General features: G+C 73.3%; 8 protein-coding genes and 2 pseudogenes. 5 read left to right on the forward strand and 5 right to left on the reverse strand.

Annotation, left to right across the window (positions count from 1 at the left end; translation table 11 throughout):
- Nucleotides 1–200: 200 nt before the first annotated feature.
- A complete protein-coding gene (locus ACIRPT_RS28520; protein ID WP_403832156.1) occupies nt 201–1,274 on the forward strand; it encodes a phosphotransferase family protein in 1,074 nt (357 codons plus the stop codon).
- Nucleotides 1,275–1,281: 7 nt separating this feature from the next.
- Nucleotides 1,282–2,496, forward strand: a complete 1,215-nt coding sequence (locus ACIRPT_RS28525; RefSeq protein ID WP_403832158.1) for an acyl-CoA dehydrogenase family protein — start codon at nt 1,282–1,284, stop codon at nt 2,494–2,496.
- Between the two features lie 18 nt (nt 2,497–2,514).
- Here ACIRPT_RS28525 and ACIRPT_RS28530 read toward each other — a convergent pair whose 3' ends face one another.
- The 3 genes from ACIRPT_RS28530 to ACIRPT_RS28540 form a co-directional block, all read right to left on the reverse strand.
- Nucleotides 2,515–3,138, reverse strand: coding sequence for a TetR/AcrR family transcriptional regulator (locus ACIRPT_RS28530; RefSeq protein WP_403504162.1), 624 nt, complete (start codon nt 3,136–3,138; stop codon nt 2,515–2,517).
- Between the two features lie 57 nt (nt 3,139–3,195).
- A complete protein-coding gene (locus ACIRPT_RS28535) occupies nt 3,196–4,857 on the reverse strand; it encodes a class I adenylate-forming enzyme family protein (protein ID WP_403832162.1) in 1,662 nt (553 codons plus the stop codon).
- A gap of 140 nt (nt 4,858–4,997) precedes the next feature.
- Nucleotides 4,998–5,771 (reverse strand): SDR family oxidoreductase, encoded by a 774-nt coding sequence (locus ACIRPT_RS28540; protein ID WP_403832165.1) that lies wholly within the window; start codon nt 5,769–5,771, stop codon nt 4,998–5,000.
- A gap of 179 nt (nt 5,772–5,950) precedes the next feature.
- Between ACIRPT_RS28540 and ACIRPT_RS28545 the strand changes: the two genes are divergently transcribed.
- Genes ACIRPT_RS28545 through ACIRPT_RS28555 form a run of 3 tightly spaced genes read left to right on the forward strand, consistent with a single transcriptional unit; the run spans nt 5,951 to nt 9,215 of the window.
- Entirely contained in the window at nt 5,951–7,219 is a 1,269-nt protein-coding gene (locus ACIRPT_RS28545; RefSeq protein WP_403832168.1) for an exo-beta-N-acetylmuramidase NamZ domain-containing protein, read from the forward strand.
- Between the two features lie 50 nt (nt 7,220–7,269).
- Entirely contained in the window at nt 7,270–8,559 is a 1,290-nt protein-coding gene (locus tag ACIRPT_RS28550; protein ID WP_403832170.1) for a sensor histidine kinase, read from the forward strand.
- A complete protein-coding gene (locus tag ACIRPT_RS28555; RefSeq protein ID WP_403832173.1) occupies nt 8,547–9,215 on the forward strand; it encodes a LuxR C-terminal-related transcriptional regulator in 669 nt (222 codons plus the stop codon). Before ACIRPT_RS28550 ends, ACIRPT_RS28555 begins: the two co-directional genes overlap by 13 nt.
- Before the next feature lie 16 nt (nt 9,216–9,231).
- Here ACIRPT_RS28555 and ACIRPT_RS28560 read toward each other — a convergent pair.
- Together ACIRPT_RS28560 and ACIRPT_RS28565 are read right to left on the reverse strand one after the other, a co-directional pair.
- A pseudogene (locus ACIRPT_RS28560) lies at nt 9,232–10,419 on the reverse strand (glycosyltransferase family 4 protein); the annotation flags it as partial.
- 141 nt (nt 10,420–10,560) lie between these two features.
- Nucleotides 10,561–11,547 (reverse strand): annotated as a pseudogene (locus tag ACIRPT_RS28565) (glycosyltransferase 87 family protein); the annotation flags it as partial.
- Between the last annotated feature and the right edge of the window lie 45 nt (nt 11,548–11,592).

The following is an 11,592-nucleotide window of genomic DNA, read 5'->3' on the forward strand; positions in this document are numbered from 1 at the left end:
GAACCTACCTGGGAGGACTGACAATTGAGAGCAGCTGATCTTGGGGGGCCTGCGCACCCGTCCCGTGGTGGACAGCCCATCGCCCTGGCGGCGCTCGCCCTGTCCCTGCCCTGCTCCGCAGGAGCTTCGTTTCTCCCCCGCAAGCGGGAGGTACCCCCAGCCCCGGCTGAAACCGGGGGCATCCACGAAGGAGAACAACGATGACCAAGGGCACCCCTCCCCCGCAGACCGCGGCCCGGGAGGAACCCCCCGGCCTCGACCTCGCCCGATTGCGCGAGCGGCTGGACCGGGAGCTGCCGGGCCTGACCGGCGGGCCGCTGAGCGCGCAGCTGATCGAGGGCGGGCGGTCCAATCTCACCTACCGCGTCACCGACGGCGCCTCCTCCTGGGTGGTGCGCCGGCCGCCGCTCGGCCATGTGCTGGCCACCGCGCACGACATGCGGCGCGAGCACCGGGTGATCAGCGCGCTCCACGAGACGCCGGTGCCGGTGCCCGAGGCGCTGCTGCTGTGCGAGGACGAGTCGGTGATCGGCGCGCCGTTCTATGTGATGGAGCTGGTCGAGGGCACGCCGTACCGGACGGCCGACCAGCTGGCCCCGCTCGGCGCGGAGCGCACCCGCGCCGTGGTGCTGTCCCTGGTCGACACGCTCGTCGACCTGCACGCCGTGGACCCGGAGGCGGTCGGGCTGGGCGACTTCGGGCGGCCGGACGGTTTCCTGGAGCGTCAGCTGCGGCGCTGGGGAAAGCAGTTGAGCGCGTCGAAGAACCGCGAGCTGGCGGGGATCGACGAGCTGCACGAGGCGCTGGGCCGGGCGCTGCCCGCCTCCCCCGCACCGGCCGTCGTGCACGGTGACTACCGTCTGGACAATGTGCTGGTAGGTGCGGCGAACGAGCCCAAAAGGGGTGCCGACACCATCAAGGCCGTCCTGGACTGGGAGATGTCCACGCTCGGCGATCCGCTGACCGACCTGGGGCTGCTGGTGATGTACAGCCAGGACCTGCAGTTGCCCGAGTCGCCGGTCAGCACGACCAGCGGCGCCGCGGGCCACCCCTCCCCCGCCGAGCTGATCGAGCGCTACGCCGCCCGCTCCGGGCGGGACACCTCCGCCATCGCCTGGTACACCGCCTTCGCCTGGTTCAAGCTCGCCGTGATCCTCGAGGGCATCCACTACCGCTTCACGCTCGGCCAGACGGTCGGCGCGGGCTTCGACCGGATCGGCGAGCTCGTGCCCGTGTTCATCGACCACGGACTCACCACCCTCAAGGAAGGCTGAGGCAGCCATGGACTTCGCATTCGACGCCCGTACGGAAGAGCTGCGTGAGCGGCTGCTGGCGTTCATGGACGAGCATGTCCATCCGGCCGAGCAGACCGCGCACGAGCAGCGTGCCGAGCTCGCCTCGCCGTGGGACACCCCGGCGGTCGTGGAGGAGCTGAAGGCCGAGGCCCGCAGGCAGGGGCTGTGGAACCTGTTCCTCCCGGACGCGGAGCACGGCGCGGGGCTGACCAATCTCCAGTACGCTCCGCTGGCCGAAATCACCGGCCGCAGCCCGCAGTTGGCGCCCACCGCGCTGAACTGCGCGGCGCCGGACACCGGCAATATGGAGGTGCTGGCGCAGTTCGGCGACGAGGCGCAGCAAAAGCAGTGGCTCCAGCCGCTGCTGGCGGGCGAGATCCGGTCGGCGTTCGCGATGACGGAGCCGGAGGTGGCCTCGTCGGACGCGACGAACATCGAGACCCGTATCGAGCGCGACGGCGATGAGTACGTCATCAACGGCCGCAAGTGGTACATCTCCGGGGCGATGAACCCGCTGTGCGGGATCTTCATCGTGATGGGGAAGACGGACCCGGACGGCGCCGACATACGCCGCCAGCAGTCGATGGTGCTGGTGCCGCGCGATACGCCGGGCCTCGAGGTCAAGCGGGCCATGCAGGTATACGGCTACGAGGACCACTGGCACGGCGGGCACGCCGAGGTGATCTTCGACAATGTGCGGGTGCCGGTGGGCAATCTGATCGGCGAGGAGGGCGGCGGCTTCGGCATCGCGCAGGCGCGGCTGGGGCCCGGCCGGATCCATCACTGCATGCGGCTGATCGGGATGGCCGAGCGGGCCATCGAGCTGATGTGCCGGCGCGCGGTGTCGCGTACGGCCTTCGGGAAGCCGCTCGCGCAGCAGGGCGTGGTGCAGGAGTGGATCGCGGATGCCCGGGTGGCGGTGGAGCAGCTGCGGCTGCTGGTGCTGAAGACCGCGTGGCTGATGGACACCGTCGGCAACAAGGGCGCGCACACCGAGATCCAGGCCATCAAGATCGCCACCCCGCGCACGGTCGTGAACATCCTCGACCAGGCGGTCCAGCTGCACGGCGCGGGCGGCGTCAGCCAGGACTTCCCGCTGGCCGAGCTGTGGGCCGGGGCGCGGACGCTGCGCCTGGCGGACGGGCCGGACGAGGTGCACCAGCGGTCGCTGGCGCGCCGGGAGCTGAAGAAGTACCTGTGACGGTGAGCGCCTGACGCGTTACGGGCGCAGCGCGCGCAGCAGGAGGTCGGCCAGGTGGTCGGCCACCTGCTGCGGCGTGAGCGGGCCGTCCTCGCGGTACCAGGTGCCCAGGTGGTGCACCGACCCGAAGTGGTAGTCCACGACCAGGTCGGCGGGAATGTCCGCGGCGAAGACCCCCGTGCGCTGGCCCTCCTCGATCAGGGCCCGGAACCGCTCGTGGTAGCGCCGCCGTTCGGCCCGTACCTGCTTGTCCTTCTCGGGGCCGAGGTGGTGCATCGAGCGGAAGAAGATCTTGGTGTCGTCGAGGTTCTCGATGGTGGTGACGACGACATCGGCGGCGGCGTCCCGCAGCCGCCGTTCGACCGGCGCGTCGGCGTCCGCGAAGTGGTCCAGCCGCTCCTGCTGGAGGCGCAGGACCCGGCCGTAGACCTCGTGCAGCAGGTCGTCCTTGGAGCCGAAGTAGTGGTAGAGGGCGCCCTTGGTGACGCCCGCCGCGTCGACGATCTCCTGGACGGAGGTGCGGTCGTAGCCGCGCTCCGCGAAGAGCCTGGTGGCGGTGGCCAGCAGTCGTTGCGCCACCGGCTTCGTGCCGCCGGTGCCGTTCCCGGTGCCGCTGCCGTTGCCGTCCTTCGTGCCGGCCATCGCCCTCACCTGTCCTTCGTGCGTGTGCGCCTGTTGTGCTCCGCGGGTGCCGCGGGGTTACGCGCGGTGGCGCAGCTCCCGTCGGAGGATCTTGCCACTCGCGGTCTTCGGAAGCTCGGGCAGGATCTCCACCACGCGGGGATATTTGTACGCCGCCAGCCGTTCCTTGCAGTAGGCGGCCAGTTCAGCGGGCTCGGGGGCGGCCCCCGCGCGCAGGCTGACATAGGCCTTCACCGACTCACCGCGGTAGGCGTCCGGCACGCCGACGACGGCCGCCTCGCGCACCGCCGGGTGGGTGTAGAGGACGTCCTCGACCTCGCGCGGCCACACCTTGAAGCCGGATGCGTTGATCATGTCCTTCTTGCGGTCGACGACATAGAGCCAGCCGTCGGCGTCCATGAAGCCGATGTCGCCGGTGCGCAGTTCGCCGTCAGGGATGGCCTCGGCGGTGGCGTCCGGCCGCCGCCAGTAGCCGGGGACGACCTGGGGGCCGGTGACCGCGATCTCGCCCTGCTCGCCGAACGCCACGTCGGCGCCGTTCTCATCGATGATCCGCACGACGGTGTCGGGGCCGGGGACGCCGACGGCGAGGGTCCCGGAAACCTTGTCGACCGGCGCCTGACGCCCCGGTGGGACGCTGGCGCAGGGCGCGGTGCACTCGGTCAGGCCGTAGCCGTTGTGGAGGTAGGGGCCGAAGCCGGCCCGGAACTTCTCCACCAGGGCGGGTGGCAGCGGCGCGCCGCCCGAGGACAGCGCCTGGAAGGACGCGAAGTGGTCGCGGCCGGCATCCGGGTGGGCCATCAGCGCCATGTACGCGGTGGAGGGGCCGACCGTGTAGGCGGGGCGGTGCTCGCGGAAGGCGTCCAGGACGACGCCCGCCTCGAAGCGGTAGGCGAGCGCGAGGGTGCCGGTGTTGGCGAGGCAGGCGGCCAGTTCGCAGACCATGCCGGTGATGTGGAAGAGGGGGGCGAGCGCGAAGTACGTGGCGCCTTCGGGCAGGCCCAGGCCGGTGCGCTGGCGCTCGGCGTTGTAGCTGATGTTGCCATGGGTGTTGGTGGCGCCCTTGGGGGTGCCGCTGGTGCCCGAGGTGTAGCTGATCAGCGCGATGTCGTCGGCGGCCAGGCCGGGGTCGGCCGGCACCGCCCTGATGGGCCCGGCGGTACGGGCGACGGTCAGCAGATCGTCGGCGCCCTCGCGCGGCCCCGGGAGCCCGCCGCGCAGCACCCGGCCGTCGTTGCGCGTCTGCAGCCCGGTCTCGTCCGCGGTGAGGGCGATGCGTACGGACCGTGTCCCGGCGGCGGTGTCGCGGAGGAAGGCGTCCCAGGTGCGGTCGGCGCAGATGACGGCGGTGACCTCGGCGTCGTCGAGGATGTGCCGCATCTCACCCGATTTGTACATGGGGTTGACGGGCACCACCACGCCGCCCGCCTTCCAGACGCCGAGCACCGCGAGCACGAAGTGCGGGGTGTTCTGGAGCATCACCGCGGCCCGGTCGCCGCGCGCGAGGCCGTGGCCGGCGAGGTGGGCGGCGATGCCGTCGGAGAGCGCGTCGGTCTCGGCGTAGGACAGCTTCCCGTCGAAGTACGCGAGCGCCGTGCGGTCCGGGGCTCGGCGCACCGCCGCCCGGAAGGCGTGCAGCGGCGAGGGCGGCGGCTGGACGGGGGCGCGCTGGGCGTCGTTGAGCTGCGCCAGCCACGGCTTGTCCTGGTAGGAGGTCATCGGGGTGCGGCCCTGCCTTCCTGATCGTCCATGAGTCCGTACGTCGGTGGGTCGGTGGGTCCGTGGGTCGGCGGGTCGGCGGGTCGGCGGGTCGGTGCCCCGGTGGAATCCCTGCGTCCGTTAATCCTTGCCTACTGCGGTCAGCCCTCGCCGCCCTGCTGCTGCTCCAGCTTCCGCTGGAGGTGGTTCATGCCGCCCAGCCAGCGGTCGGGGTCGGTGGCGCGCGCGATGTAGTAGTCGCCGGCCTCGGGGTGCGGCAGGACCAGGAAGCGGCCCTCGGCCATGGCCGCGAAGAGCGCATCGGCGACGACTTCGGGCTCGACGGCGGTGGGCGTCAGGACGAGCTCCCCGGCGGCCCCGGTGCCGGACAGCATGTCGGTCCGTACGCCCTGCGGGCAGATCGCGTGCACGTCGATGCCGCGGTGGCGGTAGGTGAGCGAGAGCCACTCGGCGAAGGCGTACGCGCCGTGCTTGGTGACGCTGTAGGGCGCCGCGCCGACCATGGTCAGCAGGCCCGCGGCGGACACGGTGGAGATGAAGCGGCCGCTGCCGCGCTCCAGCCACTCGGGCACCAGCTCGCGCGCGGCCCGGACATGGGCCATCACATTGACGTCCCAGGCCAGCTCCCAGGCGTCCTCGGGCGCCTCGGGCCCGCCGCCGGTGCCGACGCCGGCGTTGGCGCAGAAGATGTCGACGGCGCCGCCCAGCGCCTCGCGGGCGGCCGGCACGACTCCGGAGGCGTCCCCGGGGACCGCGATCGCTCCGATGGCCTCGGCGGTGGTCTTCGCCTTGGCCTCGTCCAGGTCGTTGACCACCACACGGGCGCCTTCGGCGGCGAACCGGCGGGCCAGCGCGGCGCCGATCCCCCCGCCCGCTCCGGTCACGACAACGGCCTTGTCCCGTACGGCTGCCACGCTGTGTCTCCCTCGGTCGCGCTCACTGGGCTCTCCCCTGCGCAGACTAACCAGTCGGTATGTGGCAACGGAAGAGCTCGTTTCCGTCACGGCCGGGCGCATTCCGTAGCGGCCCCGGGCGCGTTAGCGTGCCCACGACACAAACCTCGGGTCCCTTTCCCGATCACGGAGGTGTGCGCATGGCTCTGTCGAGACGCGTTCTGGGTCGGCTGGCGGCAACCGGAGCGGCCGCGGCGGCGCTCCCCGCGACGGCGGCCCCGGCCCATGCGGCACGGCCCCCCGGCGGCCGCCCGGTACGCACCGGCTTCGACCGGCTCCAGGCCGACGGCTACCGCCTCCTGGACGGCCACGACGTCGGCGTCGTCACCAACCCCACCGGCGTGACCCAGGATGTGCGCCACATCGTGGACGTCATGCACGCCGACCCCCGGGTCCGCCTGACCGCCGTCTTCGGCCCCGAACACGGCTTCCGCGGCACCGCCCAGGCGGGCGGTTCGGAGGGCCGCTACGACGACCCGGCCACCGGGCTGCCGGTCTACGACACGTACAACAAGAGCGGCAGGGAGCTCGCCGGCATCTTCACCGAATCCGGCGTGGACACCATCGTCTTCGACATCCAGGACGTCGGCGCGCGCTTCTACACCTACATCTGGACGCTGTACGACTGCATGGTCGCGGCCGTCCTCGCGGGCAAGCGGTTCGTGGTGCTGGACCGGCCCAACCCCGTCACCGGACGCGCCGCCACCGGACCCGTACTGGACAGGAAGTACGCCTCCTTCGTGGGCCGGGAGCCCATCTCCCAGGCACACGGGATGACGGCGCTGGAGCTGGCGCTGCTGTTCAACGGCGAGTTCGTCCCGCAGGCCGCCGGGCGGCCGGTGGAACTGGAGACCGTCGGGATGACCGGCTGGCGGCGCGCGGACTTCTTCGACGCGACCGGGCTGCCGTGGGTGCCGCCGAGCCCCAACATGCCCACCCCCGACACCGCCCTGGTCTACGCGGGCACCTGCCTCTTCGAGGGCACCAACCTCTCCGAAGGGCGCGGCACCACCCGCCCGTTCGAGCTGCTGGGCGCCGACGGCATCGATGCCCGGTGGGCCGCGGCCGCCGGCGCGCTCGGCCTGCCCGGCGTGCGCTTCAGGGAGGCCTACTTCGCCCCCACCTTCTCCAAGTTCCAGGGCAAGACCATCGGCGGCGTCCAGCTGCACGTCCACGACCGCGCCGCCTTCGACGCCGTACGGACCGGCATCGGCCTGCTGGTGACGGCCAAGCGGGTCTGGCCCGGCTTCGCCTGGCGGCCGGACAACGGGATCGACCGGCTGACCGGCTCGTCGACGGTCCGCACGATGATCGAGGCGGGCGCCGGGACGGACGAGGTGGTGGCCTCCTGGCAGGAGAAGCTGAGCCGGTTCCGTACGATGCGACGGCGGTATCTGCGCTACGAGTAGGGGCGGCGGGGCGGCCCATGGCGGCGGTCCGGCCAGGGGGGATGCGGGGCATGGCGGACCGGCGTGCGGTCACGGTGTGGCGGGCGCTGAGGCGGCGCCCGCTGCGCTTCCTGCTCTCGGCGTGGCCGTGGCGCTGCTGGGCCTATCTGGCCAGCGGGGCGCTGCTCGGCTACGCGGCGCTGACCGCGCTGGTGCTCCTGGTCTTCGCGGGCATGGCGCTGTCCTTCGTCGGCGTGGGCATCGCGGTCCTGACCTGCGCCGCCCTGTACGGCATCCCCGTCGGCGCCCTGGAGCGGCGCCGGCTGCGGCTGGTCGAGCCGGTGCCGCTGCCCGGCCCGCACGACGCGCTCCCCGCACGGGGCCCGGTCACCTGGGCGGGCAACCGGCTGCGGGAGCGCGCCACTTGGCGGGAGCTGGGCTACACCGTGGTGTTCGGGGCCGTCTTCGCCGCCGTCGGATGCGGTGTCGTGATGCTGCTGTGCCTGTCCGCCGCCCTGACGGCGGTCCCGGTCATCGCCTGGGCGCTCGCCCCAGAGCCCGTGATGATCATCCCCGGCGAGCCGGTCAGCGGGCCGCTGGAGGCGCTGCTGGGCCCCGCCGTGGGCGTCCTCGGGCTCGCACTGTCCGCGTACGCCGCCGGGCTGCTGGCCGGCGCGCAGGTCAGAACGGCGGAGCTGCTGCTGTCGCCCCGGGACGACGAAGCGGGCCGCCGGGTCATCGAACTCACCCGCTCCCGCGCCCGGCTGGCCGATGCCTTCGAGGCCGAGCGGCGCCGCATCGAACGCGATCTGCACGACGGGGCACAACAGCAGCTGGTGGCCCTCAACATGACCCTGGGCATGGCCGAGATGGAGCTGCGCGAGAGCGGCTCCCCCACCACGGAACTGGTCACCCGCGCCCGCGGCGAGGTCCGGTCCGCCCTGGCTCAACTGCGCGACCTCGTCCGCGGCATCCACCCCCAGGTGCTGACCGACCACGGCCTGGCCGCCGCCGTCGCGGAGGTCGCGCAGCGCCATCCGGTCCCGGTCACCGTGGACATCGATCTGCCGCACCGGCTGCCCGACACCGTCGAGAGCGTCGCGTACTTCACCGTGACCGAGGCGCTGGCGAACGTGGCCAAGCACAGCGGCGCCACCGCCGTCACCATCGTCGCCCGCATCGAGCTGGGCGCGCTGCGGCTGCTGATCACCGACAATGGGAAGGGCGGCGCGGTCCCCGCCGCGGGCACCGGCCTGCAGGGACTCGCCGACCGGATGGCGATTTCGGGAGGCAGGCTCGTGGTGTCCAGTCCGGTGGGGGGTCCCACCCAGCTCCGCGCGGAGGTGCCGTGCTCCGGATAGTCCTGGCCGAGGACTCCGTGCTGCTGCGGGCCGGACTCGTCGAGCTGCTGACCCGCAACGGCCACACGGTGACCGCCGCGGTCGGCGACGCCGAGGAGCTGGCCCGTGCGGTGGACGCCGGCCTCCCCGACCTCGTCATCACCGACGTACGGATGCCGCCCGGCCACCGCAACGAGGGCCTCCAGGCGGCGCTGGCCCTGCGCGCCCGGCACGGCCGGCTCCCGGTGCTCGTCCTCTCCCAGTACGTCGCCACCGCCTACGCGGCCCAGCTGCTCGGCGGCGGCAGGACCGGCAGCGGCGGCCTCGGCTATCTGCTCAAGGACCGGGTCGGCGAGGTCCGCGAATTCCTGGATGCGCTGCGGCGGGTGGCGGACGGTCAGACCGTGATCGACCCGGAGGTGGTCCGGGTGCTGCTCTCCCAGCAGAGCGAGGACCGCTCGCTCGGCCGCCTCACACCGCGCGAGCGGGAGGTTCTGGCGCTGATGGCACAGGGCCTGAACAATCAGACGATCGCGCAGCGGCTGACGGTCACGGAGGCGTCCGTCGTCAAGCACTCCGGCAACATCTTCATGAAGCTCGACCTGGACCCGACGGAAGGGAACCGGCGGGTTCTTGCGGTGCTGGCGCATCTGCGGGACGCGTCGTCGTCCCCGTGACGGTGCCGTCCTCGCGCGGAGTGAGCAGCCCCGCCAGGCGGCGGGCGGAGGCCTCCCAGCTCCACTGCTCGCCCACCCACCGCCGTCCGGCCGCGCCCATCTCGGCGGCCCTCCGGGGTGACCGCAGCATCCGCACCACGGCGTCGGCCACCTGCCGCACGTCCCGGCCGTCGACCACCAGCCCCGTTTCCCCGTCGCGTACGGCGTCGGGCGCCCCGCCGGAGTCCCCCGCGATCACCGGCAGCCCGCTCGCCGCCGCCTCCAGATAGACGATGCCCAGGCCCTCCGCCTCCAGCCCCGCCTTGCGGGTACGGCACGGCATCGCGAAGACCTCGGCGGCGGCGTAGTAATCCGCCGTCCGGGCGTGGCCGATGCCTCCGGTGAAGATCACGGTCCCGGCCGCGCGGCTGCGGGCGAGGCGGCGCAGCCGCCGCTCGTCGGGGCCCTTGCCCACCACGACCAACACCGCTTCGGGCACGGCCTGTTGCACCGGGCCGAGGGCGCGGATGAGGGTGTCCTGCCCCTTGCGGGCGACCAGCCGCGAGACGCACAGGATGATCCGCTTTCCCTCGGGTACCCCGGGGAGGTCCGCCGCTCCGGTTCCCCGGGGCCGGAAGTCCCCGAGGTCGACGCCCGGCACCAGGCGGCGCAGCGTCGCCCGCGGGCCCAGGGCCGGGGCGATGCGGTCGCGGGTGTACCGGCCCAGATAGGTGACGACATCGACGTTGTCGCCGATCCGCCGCAGGATCCTGCGGGCGCCGGGCAGGCGGGCCCACCAGATCTCGTGGCCGTGCGTGGTGGCCACGATCCGGCGTATCCCGTCGCGCCGCAGCGCGGGCGCCATGTACGCGAGCGGCGCCGCGGCGCCGAACCAGACCCGGTCGCAGCCGTGGGCGCGGGCGAGCGCGAGCGCCTGCCGGGTGACGCGCGGGGTCGGCAGCAGCATCCGGGCGGGGTCGCGGACCACCGGGAACGGCAAGGTGGCGTCGTACTCCGCCGCCCCCGGTTCGGCGGAGGTGTAGACGACGACGCCCTCGCCCGGCAGGCGCGTGGCCATGGCGTGCACAAAGGTCTCGATGCCGCCCTGGCGGGGCGGGAAGTCATTGGTGATGACGAGGGTCCTGCCCGTGCCGCCGCCGGGGCACCCGGCGGGCCGGGACTCCCGCGCCTGCCGGGGCCCGGCCGCCGCCCGTGTCCACACCATCAGCACCAGGGGCAGCGCGAGGTAGCCGAACCGGCCGGCGGGCGCCAGCGCAAAGGCCAGGCACAGGCCGAGCGCGAGCCGGTCGGCGGCCTGCACCGCGCCGGCCGGCGGGCGCCGCAGGAGCGATACGGCCACCGCGAGCGCTCCGCACGCCAGCAGGCCCACCGCCAGGTACCAGCCGCCGGGCACATGCTCCGCGAGCAGCCGGCCCGGGAGCGGGCTGCGGGCGGGCGTCGCCACCTCGGCCCGTCCGGCGGGGAAGGCCAGTACCTGCTGGAACATGACGCCGGGTGAGCGCAGGGCCCAGGGCACGATGGCCAGGGCCGCGCCGGCCGCCGCGACGCCCGCGCACCTGAGGGCCGCCCGCCTGCCGTAGCAGCAGGCCAGCAGCGCCACCGCCACCGGAACCGCGGGCCACGCCGTCCACTTGAGGGCGCACCCGGCGGCGAGTGCCGCACCCGCCAGGAGGGGCCGCCCGCGGGCGGCCGAGGCCAGGGCGAGGCAGCACAGTCCGGTCAGCGGGAGGTCCACGCCGCTCACGCACAGCGGCAGCGCCACGACGGGCGAGGCGGTCAGGGCAAGGGCGGCCGCCGCGTACCCCGGGCGGTCCCCGCGCAGCACCCGCCGGCCCGCCCACAGGCAGCCGAAGAACGCCGCCGCGCACCAGATGCGGGCGTCGCCCAGCGCGTTCGCGCCCAGCAGCGCCCGGGGTATCCCGAACAGCGCCGTGCCGGGGAGGTACGGGGTGTAGTCGCCCACGCCATGAGGGTGCGTCAGATACGGGGTGCCCCGCTCCAGCAACGACAGCCCAGACCGCTCGATCACCCCGACCTCGCTCTGTCCCTGTCCGGTCAGCACGAGGTACAGCAAGGGCAGGACGACGGCCGCGGCGAGCGCGATCAGCGCGGGCGCCGTCGTCCATGGACCCATACGCGGCAGGCAGCGGGCGGCAACCGCCGCGCAGAGATAGCCGGCCGCGGCGCACAGCCCCCACAGCCGATGGGTCTCGAGGGAGGAGAACAGCGGGAAGAACGCGGCCCAGGCCGCGGCGGCCGACCATCCGAAGCACTGGAGGGAACGAGAAATACTCACCCCGCCATTGCAGTCGCGGGGGCGTGCGCGGGTCATGACGGCTGGGTCGAGGATGTCCGGTCGGGTTTTCCCTACCCCGCG

Source organism: Streptomyces sp. NPDC101227, assembly GCF_044767545.1.
Taxonomy (GTDB): domain Bacteria; phylum Actinomycetota; class Actinomycetes; order Streptomycetales; family Streptomycetaceae; genus Streptomyces.

Bases quoted from the DNA above. Each gene is read 5' to 3' on its own strand.
- ACIRPT_RS28520 (WP_403832156.1), top strand. From the start codon at position 201: ATGACCAAGGGCACCCCTCCCCCGCAGACCGCGGCCCGGGAGGAACCC.
- ACIRPT_RS28525 (WP_403832158.1), top strand. From the start codon at position 1,282: ATGGACTTCGCATTCGACGCCCGTACGGAAGAGCTGCGTGAGCGGCTG.
- ACIRPT_RS28530 (WP_403504162.1), bottom strand. From the start codon at position 3,138: ATGGCCGGCACGAAGGACGGCAACGGCAGCGGCACCGGGAACGGCACC.
- ACIRPT_RS28535 (WP_403832162.1), bottom strand. From the start codon at position 4,857: ATGACCTCCTACCAGGACAAGCCGTGGCTGGCGCAGCTCAACGACGCC.
- ACIRPT_RS28545 (WP_403832168.1), top strand. From the start codon at position 5,951: ATGGCTCTGTCGAGACGCGTTCTGGGTCGGCTGGCGGCAACCGGAGCG.
- ACIRPT_RS28550 (WP_403832170.1), top strand. From the start codon at position 7,270: ATGGCGGACCGGCGTGCGGTCACGGTGTGGCGGGCGCTGAGGCGGCGC.